This window comes from Moritella sp. (genome assembly GCF_013215705.1).
Taxonomy (GTDB): Bacteria; Pseudomonadota; Gammaproteobacteria; order Enterobacterales; family Moritellaceae; genus Moritella.
In genome coordinates this window covers 1-16063 of record NZ_JABSQR010000037.1, presented here as the reverse complement: position 1 = coordinate 16063, position 16063 = coordinate 1, and the positions used below count along the sequence as shown (strand labels likewise).

Genomic DNA, 16063 nt, shown 5'->3' with positions numbered 1-16063 from the left:
TATCCCTAAAAAAAAACCCCGAGTTATACTCGAGGTTTATTCTATCATGAATTAATAGCTATAAAGTAATACTGAGTAAGCGAGGCTTATTCTGTATCTTTTTTATCACTTTCTTTTTCGCTATCTTCTTCATTATCAACGTTGCTTTCTTTTTTCACGTCTTTGGTAGTGTCGCTATCTTTAGTACTGTCGTTATCCATTTTACCATAGCCTTCACCCCAATCTGCAGGCGCTCGCACTTCAACACGCGCCATTAGATCATCAATTTGCTTGGCATCAATAGTTTCATACTTCATCAATGCATCTTTCATTGAATGAAGAACATCCATATTGTCCGATAATAACTGATGCGCACGTTTATAGTTGCTTTCAACTAAATAACGAATTTCATCATCAATCATTTTGGCGGTATCATCAGACATACTTGCCTGCTGAGAGCCTCCACCACCAAGGAAAATTTCGCCTTGCTCATCAGCAAATTTCATTGGACCTAATTTTTCAGATAGACCCCATTGCGTGACCATTTTACGAGAAATATCCGTGGCACGTTCAATATCATTTGATGCACCCGTTGATACGCTGTCTTTACCAAAGATAATTTCTTCAGCAATACGGCCACCGTAAAGGCTTGAGATCATGCTTTCTAAATGACGTTTCGAGTGACTAAGGCGATCTTGTTCAGGTAAGTACATAGTCACACCTAACGCACGACCACGTGGAATGATACTCACTTTATAAACAGGATCATGATCCGGTACTAAGCGACCAACAATAGCGTGACCCGCTTCATGGTAAGCGGTCATCGTTTTCTCTTCTTCGCTCATGACCATGCTCTTACGCTCGGCACCCATGAGGATCTTATCTTTGGCTTTTTCAAATTCAGCCATAGATACGGTACGTTTATTATGACGTGCAGCAAATAATGCAGCTTCATTAACTAAGTTAGCCAATTCGGCACCAGAGAAACCCGGTGTGCCACGCGCAATAAGTACAGTTTCAACATCATCGCTGATTGGCACTTTACGCATATGGACTTTCAAGATCTGTTCACGACCACGGATATCCGGTAGACCTACAGTTACTTGACGGTCAAAACGACCAGGACGTAATAATGCAGGATCAAGTACGTCTGGACGGTTAGTCGCAGCAATAACAATGACACCTTCATTACCTTCAAAACCATCCATTTCAACCAGCATTTGGTTTAGCGTTTGCTCACGTTCATCATGACCGCCACCCATGCCAGAGCCACGTTTGCGGCCTACAGCATCAATTTCATCGATGAAGATGATACAAGGTGATGATTTTTTCGCTTGTTCGAACATGTCACGCACACGAGATGCACCGACACCCACAAACATTTCAACGAAATCAGAACCTGAGATAGTGAAAAATGGTACTTTTGCTTCACCGGCAATCGCTTTAGCAAGTAAGGTTTTACCTGTACCCGGAGAACCAACTAATAAGATACCTGTTGGTATTTTACCGCCGAGTTTCTGGAAGCGACTTGGATCTTTTAAGTAATCCACTAATTCAGCAACTTCTTCTTTTGCTTCATCACAACCAGCAACATCTGCAAACGTCGTTTTAATTTGGTCTTCACTCATTAAGCGTGCTTTACTTTTGCCGAATGACATAGCGCCTTTACCGCCGCCACCTTGCATTTGACGCATAAAGAATACCCAAACACCGATCAGTAATAACATTGGGAACCAAGAGATGAAGATAGAAGTCAATAAACTTGCTTCTTCTTCAGGCTCACCAAATACTTTAACGTTATTGTTTAACAGGTCATTTAATAGCTGTGGATCTTCCGCTGGTAAGAAAGTAACGAACTTCTGTCCACCTTGGGTAACACCACGGATAGTACGTCCGTTGATCTTAACTTCGTTAACCTGTTTATTTCTAACTTGTTGCACAAATGAACTGTAATCTAACTGATTACTTGAACTCTCATTTGGTCCGAAACTCTGAAATACTGACATTAATACGACTGCAATAACCAGCCATAAAATCAGATTTTTTGCCATATCACTCAAAATCTAGCCTCTCCGGGTCTTAAGTTCCCTGAAAAAAAACAGTTGAAATACTCAATATATTCTAAATATAGACAGTTTAACAACAACTTACATTTTAAATTTTCATCCTGTGAGCCTTACAATTAAAATGCAAGCTTGCAGAACCCTTTAGATATTCTCTACTGTCTGCTTAAATATATCAAGACTTGACTATTTATTAACATAATTAAATGTTTATTGAGACCAAATCTAGATTTTATTCTTCAATAACAGCAGTGATATTATCATTTGTAATAGGTTACAATAATTTAGCCTTTATAACCTTTCGCAACGATGAAAACTTCGCGTGAACGAGCACGTGATGAATCCGGTTTTCTAGTTTTAACGACATTAAACATACTACGTACATCTTTCATGTATTGCTCAAAACCTTCACCTTGAAATACTTTGACCACAAAACTGCCATTTGGTTTAAGTACTTCACGACACATTTCCAATGCAAGTTCGACCAAGTACATTGAAGCAGGCTGGTCAACACCGATATTACCACTCATATTGGGGGCCATATCAGAAACAACCACATCAATCTTACCATCACCGACTTTCGCCAGTAATGCTGATAATACTTTTTCATCTCGAAAATCACCTTGCAAGAAATCAACCCCTGCAATGGGATCCATAGGTAAAATATCACAAGCAATAACACGACCTTTGTCACCTAAGTGCTTAACAGCAAATTGTGACCAGCCACCAGGAGCAGCACCAAGGTCAACAATATTCATACCCGGTTGTAATAATTTATCTTTAGCTTGGATTTCTTCAAGCTTAAAAGTCGCACGTGAACGCAACCCTTGTTTTTTAGCATCTTTAACATATTTATCGTTGTGATGCTCTAGCAGCCAATTTTTAGAACTGCCCTTTTGGGTACTTTTTTTCTTCGGTGTCGGGGTCATCTGAAAGCCTGTTTATAATATTTTTTTAAACCATTACCATAATGGCATGGTATTAAGATGAAGATGAAGCTAAAATTACTCTTTTTCAACCCTAAGTAATAAGAAATTTAAAATATGGCATTAAGCAACAAACAAAAGCAACACCTAAAAGGTTTAGCACATTCATTAAAACCTGTCATCTTACTAGGCCAACACGGCTTAACTGAAGGTGTCATGGCTGAAATTGAAGTAGCACTAGCACATCATGAACTAATCAAAATTAAAGTTGCGTCTGAAGACCGTGACCAAAAAGCATTAGTAATGGATACTATTGTTAAAGAAGCTAACGCAGAAAAAGTACAGAGTATTGGCCACACCTTGGTCATTTATCGTACAAGTGATGAAAAGAAAATCATACTGCCAAAGAAATAATAGCTTTGTGAGTATCCAGCTGGGCAAGGAATCCCAGCTCGACTATACCCAGCATTTAAACTGGGTCATGGGTCATAGTACACTGTAATGCGTATGTGTATCTTTATGCAGTGTGTCGATAGTTAGATATATTCTACCGATACAATTTCAAATTCAATCGCACCGCCAGGTGTCTTCACCATCGTCACATCATCGACACTTTTACCCACTAAACCACGTGCAATTGGTGAGTTAATTGAAATACGATTTTCTTTAATATTCGCTTCATCGTCACCCACTAGATTGTAAGTAATCTCTTCTTCTGTTTCAGTATTGTAAATCTTAACTGTACAACCAAAAATAACACGACCATTATTTGCTATTTTTGTCACATCAATAATCTGACAGTTAGACAGTTTCCATTCGATATCTTGAACACGGCCTTCACAGAAACCTTGCTCTTCACGTGCAGCATGGTATTCCGCGTTTTCTTTCAAATCGCCGTGCTCACGCGCTACCGCAATCGAACTTACAATTTCAGGTCGACGAACCGTTTTTAAATGTTCTAATTCGATACGTAAATTTTCTGCACCACGTGCAGTCATTGGGATCATATTACTCATAATGCTTATAGCCTTTCAATCAATTCATTATCATGACATTACTGCATTTTACAGCGCCGACAATGTTTACAATCATAATGCCACTATTGTAATACGAATATGACGACACTTCACCCTATTCAAACCATTAAACACATTTAATCTTATTAATGAGATCTATATTTGAGCATTGTCCATTCGCCTTAAAATTCAACTTAACACGCAAACTACACCTCATTTCACCCAACCCGAGCAAAGTTACGATCGTGACAACTAAAACAACACTTTTACATGTGATTTATACCCTTCAAAAACAACAATAGGACGTACTTCTAGGTAATCGACCAACAACAATAGAAATAATCACACTAATCAGCACTTCAGTCTCCAAGCGAGCCCAAAGCACTAAAAGTTACAGTTTTCTTATAAAAAGCTAGCCAAGTGAATAAAATGTGTGCATAATGTAGTCAATACAGTAACCCCAAGGACATTATCATGAAAGAATTTGTAGCAGTTTTTACTGTTTTAACTACTTTAGCTATCACAAGTGGTGTTCTACCATCAATCGCTAGCCTATAGTTTTAAAGTTCCAAAAACAGCATGGAAAAGTTTCTTGTTTTATAATGATATATTATAAATAGTCGAAAACTTCTCTATGCTGTTTTTTTATGCCTGTAGATAACCCCATTTCTATCACTTCCCGCTTTATTTCATCTGAAATATAATATTTATATCCAAGCTACTTCAAGATGCTATCTCAGCAACGAACAGGGATATATCCTTGAACTTTATCTCATCAATAGTTCAAATTTTATTTATATTCTGCAACTTTATTTGTTAGAATTTCGATATAGCTACAAGAAATAATTTTCTCTATCCGTATACTCTGCACTTCTTAATTATGGACAGATATACCCAAGCTGCTTCAAGATGCATAATCAGCAAGCAGGAATGACAGCTCAGCGTTGCAATATTTAAAAATGGAATAACCATTATCTACATATTGCGCCTTGTTCTGATATCCCTGCTAGTCTCTGATAGCATCTTGAATTAGTTCGGGTATAGAGCAAGGATCAATAAGTTTTCTGATGATGAACATGGATATTATTTATTTACTCGATCTAGCGGGCACCGCCGTGTTTGCAATATCAGGCGTGCAAGTCGCTGGACAGATGCGTATGGATCCATTTGGCGCAACTGTATTGGCTGCGGTAACCGCAATTGGCGGTGGCACAATACGTGATACAATCTTAGATGTCGGCCCTGCATTTTGGGTACACGACCCCGTTTACCTCACCGTTATTATTCTGACGTCTATGTTAACCATTTTGTTTGCTAACCGTAATCATCGCATGCCACCAATATTATTACCTCTTGCCGATGCAGCAGGCTTAGCCTTATTCACCGTACTGGGTACACAGAAAGCCTTAGCTTATGGCGCGCCGGGGATGACAGCGGTAGTGATGGGTGTGATCACCGGTGTTGCAGGTGGTATTATTCGAGATCTGTTAGCCAGTCGCGTGCCTATGGTATTACAGAAAGATATCTATGCGACTGCGTCTGTGCTTGGTGGCGTGGTTTATACTGGCGCATTACTCATTGGCATCACTGAAGGTTTAGCGATGTTACTCGCCATGACGGGGGTATTTACACTCCGAATGGCCGCAGTGCATTGGCATTTACGCTTACCTATGTTTGTTTTAAAACATCACCGTGAGTAGTACGTAAGTTAATCGTTAAAAAGCCCGTTATGACCACAATCATAACGGGCTTTTTAAGCATTTGCTTATAACGACTAGCGAGTCAATATTAAGCTAATGTAATACGAGCAAACTTGCGTTTACCAACTTGGTATACCGCGGTACCCGCAGTAGGAACAAGTCGAGTATCATCTATTTTTACGCTATCAATTTTAACCGCACCTTGCTTGATCATGCGCATCGCTTCTGATGTACCCGATACCAGACCCGCTTCTTTTAATAAATTCGCGATAGCCATTGCATCACTCTCTGCAAATTCAAATTCTGGCATTTCATCTGGGATCGCATTTTTAGAAAAACGCTGAGTGAAATCATTATGCGCGCTTTCTGCAGCCGCTTCATCATGAAAACGGGCAATGATTTCTTTGGCTAATGAAATTTTCACATCACGTGGATTAACAGCGTCAGCCGCGATATCAGCTTTGAATTTTTCAATTTCAGCTAATGGACGGAATGATAATAATTCGAAGTAGTTCCACATCAATTCATCCGTGATCGACATGATCTTACCGAACATGTCATTTGGCGTATCTGTTACACCAATATAGTTGTTCGATGATTTAGACATTTTCTTCACGCCGTCTAGACCAACAAGCAGTGGCATCATAATCACAGTCTGTGGTTTTTGACCTTCCGCTTTTTGTAATTCACGACCCATTAATAGGTTGAATTTTTGATCTGTACCGCCAAGTTCAACATCAGCTTTCAGTGCAACTGAATCATAACCTTGTAATAATGGGTACATAAATTCGTGGATCGCGATACCTTGACCAGACGCATAGCGTTTTTTGAAGTCATCACGCTCTAGCATACGCGCAACAGTTTGCTGCGACGCTAAACGGATCATGCCCGCAGCACCTAATTCATTTAACCACGTTGAGTTAAACTCAATGCGGGTTTTTGATTCATCTAAAATTTTGAATACTTGGTCGGTATATGTTTTCGCATTAACCAGTACATCTTCACGTGTTAATGGTGGACGTGTTGAGTTTTTGCCTGACGGATCACCGACAGTTGCAGTGAAATCACCAATCAAGAAGATAACTTCATGACCAAGGTCTTGGAATTGACGTAACTTGTTTAAGATAACAGTATGGCCCAAATGCAGGTCAGCACCAGTTGGATCAGCACCTAATTTAATTCTTAGCGGACGACCTTCTTTAAGTTTTGCTACTAGCTCTTCTTCAACTAGGATTTCTTCTGTACCACGTTTAATTTCGCGTAACGCATCATTGATTTGCGTCATAATTTCAAGCTCCACACTTATTACCTAAATATAATCACTCTATACTACTGGATAGCGTAACAATTGAAAACCGTTGCCCACTGGCAATACCGTTAATTTAATTACAAATACTGTTTCCCGGCTACTTTTGTTGATGCATTTAAAACCAGAAGCACAGCGTTATAAATTATTTTTTGCACAGTCCTTAGTATTTGTTAGAATATGTGACTTATTTTAAATTCCCACAAGGCAGTGCTTTCTTATGTCATTCGGTAACCGTTTTAAGCAATTACCAAAGCAACACCGAACCTTCATTGTCGTTATTTTGGGTTTGATCATTACACTGCTGCTCCTGCCTGTATCTACCAGCCCACCACTATCATCAGATGCAGACTCTTTTTATATCTACCAAGTGGGTGATCGTTACAGTTTAAAATTACCTCGCATTACCTCGGCAGAAAATCAGCCGATTAAATCACGATTAACCAGTGAGGAAATTATCGTTCGCGCAGGTGATAATCTATCGTTAATTGGTCAACGTAGCCATTTATCGACAAAAACCATCTATGAAATAGACAAATTGTCATCGGCAAAACGCTTGCGTAGTATCTACCCTGGGCAAAAACTAACCATCACAACGAATAATGATGGCCAATTTGTTGAGCTTATTTACCCTTATAGCCCCACGGAATCGTTATACATCAATAAAACAGCTGATGGTTACACGACCAACACCGTTAAAAATAAAATAGACATCAGAGAAACATTCACGCGCGCAGAGATCACCAGTAACTTCTGGAATGCAGGAGTTAAAGGCAAGATGCCTGCAAAACAAATCATGAACTTAGCCACAATATTTGGTTGGGATATCGATTTCGCCCTCGATATTCGTGCAGGCGACAGTTTTGCGGTTATTTATGAAGAACAATATATTGATGGATACTTTGTTTCGACAGGTAACATCCTTGCAGCAGAGTTCATCAACCAAGGTGATAAATTTCAAGCGATACGCCATAAAGATGGCAGCTACTATACCCCGTCTGGACGCTCTATGCGTAAAGCCTTCTTACGGGCGCCAGTCAACTTTAAATATATCAGCTCTAGTTTTAACCGTAATCGTCGTCATCCCGTAACAGGTCGAATACGTGCGCATAATGGTATTGATTACGCAGCAAGAACAGGTACTCCGATTGTATCTGCGGGTGACGGTAAAGTTATCGCATCGGCTTATAATCGCTTTAATGGTAACTATGTATTTATTAAACATAACGCTAATATTGTCACTAAATACCTGCACATGAATAAGCGCAGTGTTAGACAAGGCCAGCGGGTTAAACAGAATCAAAAAATTGGTACGGTAGGGGCGACGGGGCGCGTAACTGGCCCCCATTTACATTATGAATTCTTAGTGAACGGTAAGCACAAAAATCCAAAAACAGTGTCGCTACCAAAAGCAGAGTCATTACGCGGTAGTGAAAAGACCAAGTTTGTTTCCGAAGCAAAAGACATCATAGAGCAATTGGAAAATAATGCGAAATTATACAGTTCAATCGCACTATAACGATATATCACTGAACTTAGGGATCAACAATGCGCAACAAACGTGAGTTATATATCGGCCTGATGTCAGGCACCAGCATTGACGGTATTGATGCGGCGTTAGTTGAGTTTGAAGACGGTAAGTGCCAACTGATCGCCCAGCATTTACAGCCTATGCCTGCGACACTGACTGCACAGCTACATCAATTATGTCGTCCTAACAATAATGAGATATCGGCGCTCGCGATCATAGAACAACCACTTGCTCAAGCCTTCGCACTCGCCTGTCAGCAGTTACTGGCCAAAACGTCTTATACTGCCAGTGATGTTACCGCCATTGGTTCACACGGCCAAACCATACGCCATCACCCAGAACATGGCTTTACCTTGCAAATCGGTGATGCCAATATCCTCGCCACCTTAACCAATATTGATACTGTGGCTGATTTTAGACGCAAAGACATGGCACTTGGCGGTCAGGGTGCACCTTTGGTCCCCGCGTTTCATCAAGCGGTATTTCAGCATCAGACCATCAACCGCGCTATTGTTAACATTGGCGGCTTGGCTAACATTACTTACTTACCGAGTCGGCAACAGGCTAAGCCCAGTATTGGTTATGATACCGGCCCAGGTAATACCTTATTAGATGCTTGGTTTAGCGCTAACAGTGACAGTGACCGTCACTATGATATCGATGGTCAATGGGCGAGTTCAGGGGTTATTATAGAACCTTTATTAACCTCACTATTACAGCATGAATACTTTACGTTGAATCCGCCGAAGAGCACAGGTCGAGAATTGTTTAACTTAGCTTGGCTCGGCAAATATCTGACAATCGGTGCGCGAGAATATACAGATGCGGACATACAACGCACCTTGACCCGTTTTACCGCCGTATCAATAACCAATGAAGTCACTAAATTGCTCCAAAGTGGTCGCGTTAATAGCAGTGGCGAGGTTAGTATAAGCACTGAAGTGTATATTTGTGGTGGCGGCGCTGCTAATCCATTATTAATGGCGGATTTAGCCCAGCTGTTACCCAACAGCCCGGTAATGACAACTGCCGAGATTGGCATTGCGCCTGATTGGGTTGAAGCAATTGCGTTTGCTTGGTTAGCAAAACAGCATATGCATAAGCAGCCTGGTAACTTACCTGCGGTGACAGGCGCAAGTCGCTTAGCCATTTTAGGTGCCTTCTATCCGGCAGGTTAATATTATATTTAATGCCATTGGTATTAATGTAAATAGCCTGACGACTATTCAATACAAAAAAAAGATAAAAAAATAGAGCCAGATGGCTCTATTTTCATATGCAGATGTTGCTTATACCAATGGCATTAAATATTTGATCATCTATTTATTGTGATTGGTACGACATTAGCAATTAAGCTTGCGTATCAATTGTTGGTGTTGCAGCCGCTTTTGAGATCATAACCATGGCAGGTCGAATTAGACGACCATTGAGTTCATAACCTTTTTGCATCACAGAAATCACTGTATTTGGTTCAACGTCAGTACTTTCAATCATGCTCATTGCCTGATGTAACTCTGGGTTGAATTTTTCACCTTCAGGATTAACAGATTTAACCCCAAATTTTTCTAATGCAGCTTCCAGTGATTTAGCGGTTAGCTCAATACCTTCAATCAGCGGTAGTAATGTTTCATTTGATTTATCAACATGTAGTAGACCACGCTCCATGTTATCAATAACAGGCAGCAGTTCATTGGCAAATTTTTCTAACGCGAATTTTTTTGCCTTATCAACATCAATCGCAGCACGGCGACGTATATTATCAGCGTCAGCTTTAGCACGTAATGCAACATCTTTAAATTCCGCTGCTGATGCTGTTGCTTTTTCAAGTTCAGCTTCTAATGCAGCGATGCGTGCAACAGACTCATCAATTTCCACAGTCGCTTCTTCAACTGTCACTTCTTCAGCTGTAACACCTTCAACGACAGGCTGTACTTCAGCTTCTGTTACTGACTGCTCTTCAACTTGCTTTTCAGCCTGTACTTTTTGCTCTTCGCTGCTCATTACTTTCTCCGACATTCAATTCAGCATACTTTATATAAGTACACTATATTACAATTAATGGGTTATACCGAAATATAATGGGGATCCTAACACGAGATTCAAGTCAAATTCATCTCTTGTTAATCTCTAACGTAAAATAGTGCCAAAAATAGAAGTTAAATGACTTACTAAGCACCATATATATCGCGTTTATACTTTGAATCTTGAACTCGCTTAAGTATATACTGGCTTTATACTTACTTAGTGGAATCATGGCAATGAAGAGAGAATTCAAAACTATCGGGTTAATCGGAAAACCCAAGCATCCAGAAACAACCAAAACCCTTATTGCCCTACACAATTTTTTGACCAAACATCAATATAACGTGATTGTTGATAGTCGCGTATCTCAAGATCTTGGCATGAAAGATGTCATATCTCGTCCACTGATGAACTTAGGTGAAGAAGCTGATCTAGCCGTGGTTGTCGGGGGCGACGGTAATATGCTGGGTGCTGGCCGCGTATTATCACGCTTTGATATCGCCGTAATTGGTGTTAACCGTGGTAATTTAGGCTTTTTAACCGATCTCGACCCCGAAGCTTTTGATGAACACTTATTAGGCGTCCTAAAAGGCGAATACATTTCGGAAAAACGTATTTTATTAAATACCTCGATTTACCGTTATGGCATGTTAAAAGCCACCAACTTGGCATTTAATGAAACAATCTTACATCCGGGTAAGATCCCAGCAATGATTGAGTTTGAAGTGTATATCGATGATAGCTTTATGCTCAGTCAACGTGCCGATGGCTTACTCGTATCAACGCCAACAGGTTCAACGGCTTACTCATTGTCCGCAGGTGGCCCCATTGTATCGCCAAATTTAGAAGCGATTACCTTAATGGCGATGTTCCCACATACGCTATCTAGTCGCCCTATCGTAATAAGTGCAAATAGCACAGTGAGATTGGTTGTGTCGCTCAACAATGAAGAAAATATGATGGTCAGTTGTGATGGTCATGTCCACATTGGTGTACTGCCAGGAGATGAAATAATCATCAAACGTGATAAAAACCACCTGCATTTGATCCATCCAAAAAACTATGATTACTTTAACGTTTTACGTGAAAAATTAGGTTGGGGCAGTAAATTATTCTAACCTGAACGCAGCAGGATAAGGCTTAACTCGCCGTTAAGCCTTATCCTCTCTCACCACAATATCGTCCCAATCTAGATCACAAATTAAAAATAAACCACGCAACTAAACGCAAAGTATTTACACTTACCAGCTTGCACATATATACTGTATATAAAACCAGCCTGATAAAATAAACAGGATACGTATGCTAACGCAACTCACTATTCATAATTTTGCTATCGTTAAATTTTTAGAACTTGAACTGAAATCGGGAATGACCACAGTAACGGGTGAAACCGGTGCCGGTAAATCCATTGCTATCGATGCATTGGGTCTTGCTTTAGGCTCTCGAGCTGACGCCAGTACCGTTCGTCCCGGTGAAAAGAAAGCGGAAATAAGCGCGATCTTTACCGTTGAAGCAAATTCTCTCGCTTATAAATGGTTGGTCGAGCACGAATTAAATAATGAAGATGAATGTATCCTGCGCCGTGTTATCACCGCAGAAGGTCGCTCTAAGGGTTATATCAATGGTATACCTGTGCCCTTACAGCAGCTTAAATCCCTGTCGCAATTTTTGGTGCAAGTACACGGCCAGCACGCACACCAAGCCTTGCTAAAGCCTGAAATTCAATTAGCGATCCTGGATGGCTATGCCAGTCATCAAAAATTACAAACCAACGTACGTGATAGTTACCGCACTTGGCACAATTTATCTAATGAAGAAAAAAAACTACTACAAAATCAACAACAGCGTGCGGCGAGACAGCAACTATTACAATATCAAGTATCAGAACTTGACGAATTTGCCCTTGCTGAGGGTGAGTACAGTCAAATAGAAGCAGAACACAAGCTGTTAGCAAACAGCACTGAGTTAGTACAAGAGTGTATGAGCTGTGTCGATACTCTGTATGAAAATGAAGACAATGCGATCTGCAACATGTTGCAAGTCGTTACACATCGTTTAGAAAACTTGCTCGACATGGACCCGAAATTAAAATCGATCATAGATACTTTACAAGATGCTGTGGTACTGGTTGAAGAAGCCGGTAACGAGTTACGCAGCTATACCGATAACCTTGACCGTGATCCGCAACAATTTGAATACTTAGATGAACGTTTAGGTAAAGCCCTCGAACTCGCCCGTAAACATCAAGTACCAGCAGACCATTTAGCCACACACCATCACATGTTAAAAGCAGAGCTCGACAATATCGCCGGTGATGATGAACGTATCGACAGCATTAAAATTGAATTACAAGCATCACAAGCCAAGTATCATCAACAAGCAGAAAAGCTATCGCTTAGCCGCCAAAAATACGCCAAACAGTTAAACAAGCTGATCACCGCCAGTATGCATGAACTGAGCATGGAGAACGGTTGTTTTGAGATGACCCTTGAAAGCAGTGAACATAAAACCCCTAACCCACAAGGTTTAGACAACATTAATTTCTTGGTATCAACCAACCCAGGACAACCCTTACAAGCACTTGGTAAAGTAGCATCGGGTGGTGAACTATCACGTATCAGCTTAGCCATCCAAGTAATCACCGCACAAAAGATCTCAACCCCAACATTAATTTTTGATGAAGTAGATGTGGGTATCTCTGGAAAAACAGCATCCATTGTCGGCAAGCTATTGCGCCAATTAGGCGATAAAACCCAAGTCATGTGTGTCACCCATTTACCGCAAGTAGCATCAAAAGGGCATCAGCAAATGTTTGTGAGTAAAACCACCGACGGTAAAACCACCGAAACCAGTATGAAAGCCTTAACGAAGGAAATGCGTATTGAAGAGTTAGCACGGTTACTCGGCGGCGATAAGATCACAGCATCAACCCTCAATAACGCAGCCGAAATGTTAGTGTAACCTCTCACAATAGCCATAACGCAGGGAACTAAAGCCTGCTTTTACCTTCTAATCAGCGTATCGTTAAGTAAGTCGGCTAAATACACCGATTTACTTCACTCGCCAGCCGAGTTATTATTTACCTTTCTATATGGACTTAATTAGCAAAATACTTATGCGCTTAAAACACTTACTTATTGCAGGCTTAGCTATCTTTAGTTTATCGGGCTGCTCAATTCTAGAAAAAATGGTTTATAAAATAGATATCCCACAAGGTAACTATGTTGAAGATCGCCAAGTAGACAAATTACGTGTGGATATGACTAAAGAACAAGTAACGTTTGTACTTGGTAGCCCAATGTTAGTTGATTCGTTCGACCATGATGTGTGGAATTATTTGTATCATTTCACGTCAGGCCGAGGCGAAGTAACAACTAAACAGCTGGTATTAACGTTTGCAGGTGATAACTTGAAAACTGTGGTTGGTGATTACCCACTAAACCCGAACTTTGCCACACCGCTAGATAGATAAAGCGAGCGAGAGCGAGAGATCAAGCTAATCGACAATGTTAGATGATAAAAATCACAACCTGCGCTAGATTGTGATTTTTATTATGCCTATGGCATTATTTTATTTTTTGACCAGTCTTTTCATGCAGTCGCCCTTCTTCTTTAGCTTTCACCGCTCGGCGTTTACGCATCTCTTTTGGATCGGCAATTAACGGTCGGTATATTTCAACCCGTTCACCGGCTTGCAGCACAGTATCAAGTTTGATTAAACGGCTGTAAATGCCTAATTTGTTCTTATTCAGTTCTATTTCTGGGTATTTAGCTAATATCCCTGATGCTTCAATCGCTTGCTGCGCAGTTGCACCTTGTTCTACACTTACCGTGAAGGTAATTTGTTCTTTCGGTAAGGCATAAATCACTTCAACATTAATTTTGGTCGACACCATAAACCTCTTTTGCACGCTCGGTAAAAGATTGCACCATGTTATTCACTAAGTCAGTGAAAATACGTCCAAACGCAACTTCCACTAATTTACTGCTAAATACAAACTCTAAATCCAAGGTTACTTTACATGCGGTTTCATCTAACGCTTTAAACGTCCAACCGCCAGTCAATTTTTTAAATGGCCCATCAACCAGGTCCATTTTGACTTCTTGCCCAGGTATCAAGGTATTCTTAGTGGTGAATGTTTTGCTGATACCGGCTTTAGCGACAACAACAGCCGCTGTCATTTGATTATCATGTTCATCTAAAATGCGTGTACCAGTACAACCGGGTAAAAAATCTGGGTATGCATTAACATCGTTAACTAAATTAAACATTTGGTCAGCGCTATACATTAACAGTGCGCTGCGCGTTATCCGTGGCATACGAGTCCCTATATTGAAAACAACAATCAAAAAATTAAATCGCTTACTAATAGCTCAATATCTTTCCGCCAGTAGTAATAAGTAGGCGATTTTAGCATTTATCTGCATAAAATTCATTTGTTATTCCGCGCAAAGTAAGACTAGTACTAGGATAAAATTCGATTTTGTTATAAGATTTATAACATTAAATTCCGTCAATGATGGGTGCATAAAGATAAATTATGGCTAAGAAAAAACCAAAAAAAAGCGAAAACACCATCGCGAGAAATAAAACGGCGAGTTTCGAATATAAAATCGAAGATCGCTTGGAAGCAGGATTAGAACTCCAAGGTTGGGAAGTTAAATCATTACGCGCCGGTAAAGTAAACATTACCGAGAGTTATGTGTTTATTAAGAACGGTGAAGCATTTATGTCTGGTGCGCAGATCATGCCACTTGAAGCTGCGTCAACCCATGTTGTTTGTAATCCGACTCGAATTCGTAAGCTGTTATTAAACAAGCGTGAATTAGAAGTACTTGCAAGTAAAGTTGAACGCCAAGGTTATACTATTGTGGCAACATCTATGTACTGGAAACAGGCGTGGGTTAAAGTCAACATTGGTCTGGCCAAAGGTAAAAAAGAGCACGATAAACGCTCAGATGTGAAAGATCGTGAATGGAAAATAGACAAAGAACGTATGATGAAGCACAAAGTTCGTTAATATGTTGCAATTCTACACTAATGGCGTAGAATTTTAGTTCTGGGGTCGATTTAGGATTCGACGAGATTCACGAAACCCTAGGTGCATGTCGAGGGGCGGTTGGCCTCGTAAAAAGCCGCACTGTTATAGTTGCAAACGACTCTAACTACTCTCTAGCAGCTTAGGCTTGCTAGCCATCATTTAGAACCCTGCCTGAGGGTCTCTAATATTGTATGGTCATTAAATATCAGGATCGCATGGACTCTTCGCTCGTAGAGAAAGTGCTAAACTCAATCGAGCACGCTTTTGTTCGGCCTGTCACTCGGCTTAATAAAAAGTTAAATTAATAGAGATGACTAAACATGTAGTACCGCGGATGTAGGTTTTTCGGACGGGGGTTCGACTCCCCCCGACTCCACCAATCTGTACTTAGAACGGCACCTCCTAAGTGTCGCAGCCCATTGAATGGTTTGATTCAATGGGCTTTTCTTTATCCAAAATTCAACAAAAACAGGTA

15 protein-coding genes and 1 other RNA gene are annotated in these 16063 nt (G+C 40.4%); 9 read left to right on the top strand and 7 right to left on the bottom strand.

Going from position 1 to position 16063, the window contains the following annotated elements; translation table 11 throughout:
• Positions 1-86: 86 nt before the first annotated feature.
• Together ftsH and rlmE are read right to left on the bottom strand one after the other, a co-directional pair.
• Positions 87-2030 carry an ATP-dependent zinc metalloprotease FtsH gene (gene ftsH, locus HRT96_RS19650; RefSeq protein ID WP_293160010.1) on the bottom strand — a complete coding sequence of 648 codons (1944 nt, stop codon included), beginning with the start codon at positions 2028-2030 and terminating at the stop codon, positions 87-89.
• A gap of 296 nt (positions 2031-2326) precedes the next feature.
• Positions 2327-2971, bottom strand: a complete 645-nt coding sequence (gene rlmE / locus HRT96_RS19645) for a 23S rRNA (uridine(2552)-2'-O)-methyltransferase RlmE (protein ID WP_006031635.1) — start codon at positions 2969-2971, stop codon at positions 2327-2329.
• A 114-nt stretch (positions 2972-3085) separates the two neighbouring features.
• On the opposite strand from rlmE, the gene yhbY reads away from it, so the two are divergent.
• A complete protein-coding gene (gene yhbY, locus HRT96_RS19640) occupies positions 3086-3382 on the top strand; it encodes a ribosome assembly RNA-binding protein YhbY (protein ID WP_211674116.1) in 297 nt (98 codons plus the stop codon).
• Positions 3383-3504: 122 nt separating this feature from the next.
• On the opposite strand, the gene greA is transcribed toward yhbY, so the two are convergent.
• Positions 3505-3984, bottom strand: a complete 480-nt coding sequence (gene greA, locus HRT96_RS19635; RefSeq protein WP_293160008.1) for a transcription elongation factor GreA — start codon at positions 3982-3984, stop codon at positions 3505-3507.
• A 1076-nt stretch (positions 3985-5060) separates the two neighbouring features.
• On the opposite strand from greA, the gene HRT96_RS19630 reads away from it, so the two are divergent.
• Positions 5061-5684: a trimeric intracellular cation channel family protein gene (locus tag HRT96_RS19630; protein ID WP_293160064.1), complete on the top strand. Its 624-nt coding sequence runs from the start codon at positions 5061-5063 to the stop codon at positions 5682-5684.
• A gap of 88 nt (positions 5685-5772) precedes the next feature.
• Here the strand turns inward: HRT96_RS19630 and tyrS are convergent, their stop codons facing one another.
• Positions 5773-6969 (bottom strand): tyrosine--tRNA ligase, encoded by a 1197-nt coding sequence (gene tyrS / locus HRT96_RS19625; protein ID WP_293160006.1) that lies wholly within the window; start codon positions 6967-6969, stop codon positions 5773-5775.
• Between the two features lie 241 nt (positions 6970-7210).
• On the opposite strand from tyrS, the gene HRT96_RS19620 reads away from it, so the two are divergent.
• Complete coding sequence (locus HRT96_RS19620) at positions 7211-8509, top strand: peptidoglycan DD-metalloendopeptidase family protein (protein ID WP_293160004.1); 1299 nt, start codon at positions 7211-7213, stop codon at positions 8507-8509.
• Positions 8510-8538: 29 nt separating this feature from the next.
• Positions 8539-9699 (top strand): anhydro-N-acetylmuramic acid kinase, encoded by a 1161-nt coding sequence (locus HRT96_RS19615; RefSeq protein WP_293160002.1) that lies wholly within the window; start codon positions 8539-8541, stop codon positions 9697-9699.
• 172 nt (positions 9700-9871) lie between these two features.
• Here the strand turns inward: HRT96_RS19615 and grpE are convergent, their stop codons facing one another.
• Positions 9872-10522, bottom strand: coding sequence for a nucleotide exchange factor GrpE (gene grpE, locus HRT96_RS19610; protein ID WP_293160000.1), 651 nt, complete (start codon positions 10520-10522; stop codon positions 9872-9874).
• 257 nt (positions 10523-10779) lie between these two features.
• Here grpE and nadK point away from each other — a divergent pair, with 257 nt between their 5' ends.
• The 3 genes from nadK (at position 10780) to HRT96_RS19595 (ending at position 14018) form a co-directional block, all read left to right on the top strand.
• Positions 10780-11661: an NAD(+) kinase gene (gene nadK, locus HRT96_RS19605; RefSeq protein ID WP_293159998.1), complete on the top strand. Its 882-nt coding sequence runs from the start codon at positions 10780-10782 to the stop codon at positions 11659-11661.
• A gap of 184 nt (positions 11662-11845) precedes the next feature.
• Positions 11846-13507 (top strand): DNA repair protein RecN, encoded by a 1662-nt coding sequence (recN, locus tag HRT96_RS19600; protein ID WP_293159996.1) that lies wholly within the window; start codon positions 11846-11848, stop codon positions 13505-13507.
• Positions 13508-13661: 154 nt separating this feature from the next.
• Positions 13662-14018: an outer membrane protein assembly factor BamE gene (locus tag HRT96_RS19595; protein WP_293159994.1), complete on the top strand. Its 357-nt coding sequence runs from the start codon at positions 13662-13664 to the stop codon at positions 14016-14018.
• Between the two features lie 94 nt (positions 14019-14112).
• Here HRT96_RS19595 and HRT96_RS19590 read toward each other — a convergent pair whose 3' ends face one another.
• Both HRT96_RS19590 and HRT96_RS19585 read right to left on the bottom strand, forming a co-directional pair.
• The gene (locus HRT96_RS19590; RefSeq protein ID WP_293159992.1) at positions 14113-14442 is read right to left on the bottom strand and encodes an RnfH family protein; all 330 of its coding nucleotides are present in this window, start codon (positions 14440-14442) and stop codon (positions 14113-14115) included.
• A complete protein-coding gene (locus HRT96_RS19585) occupies positions 14423-14866 on the bottom strand; it encodes an SRPBCC family protein (protein ID WP_293159990.1) in 444 nt (147 codons plus the stop codon). Before HRT96_RS19585 ends, HRT96_RS19590 begins: the two co-directional genes overlap by 20 nt.
• Positions 14867-15087: 221 nt before the next feature.
• Here HRT96_RS19585 and smpB point away from each other — a divergent pair, with 221 nt between their 5' ends.
• The gene (smpB, locus tag HRT96_RS19580; RefSeq protein ID WP_293131477.1) at positions 15088-15567 is read left to right on the top strand and encodes an SsrA-binding protein SmpB; all 480 of its coding nucleotides are present in this window, start codon (positions 15088-15090) and stop codon (positions 15565-15567) included.
• Positions 15568-15608: 41 nt separating this feature from the next.
• Positions 15609-15967: a transfer-messenger RNA gene (ssrA, locus tag HRT96_RS19575) on the top strand.
• The last annotated feature ends 96 nt before the right edge of the window (positions 15968-16063 follow it).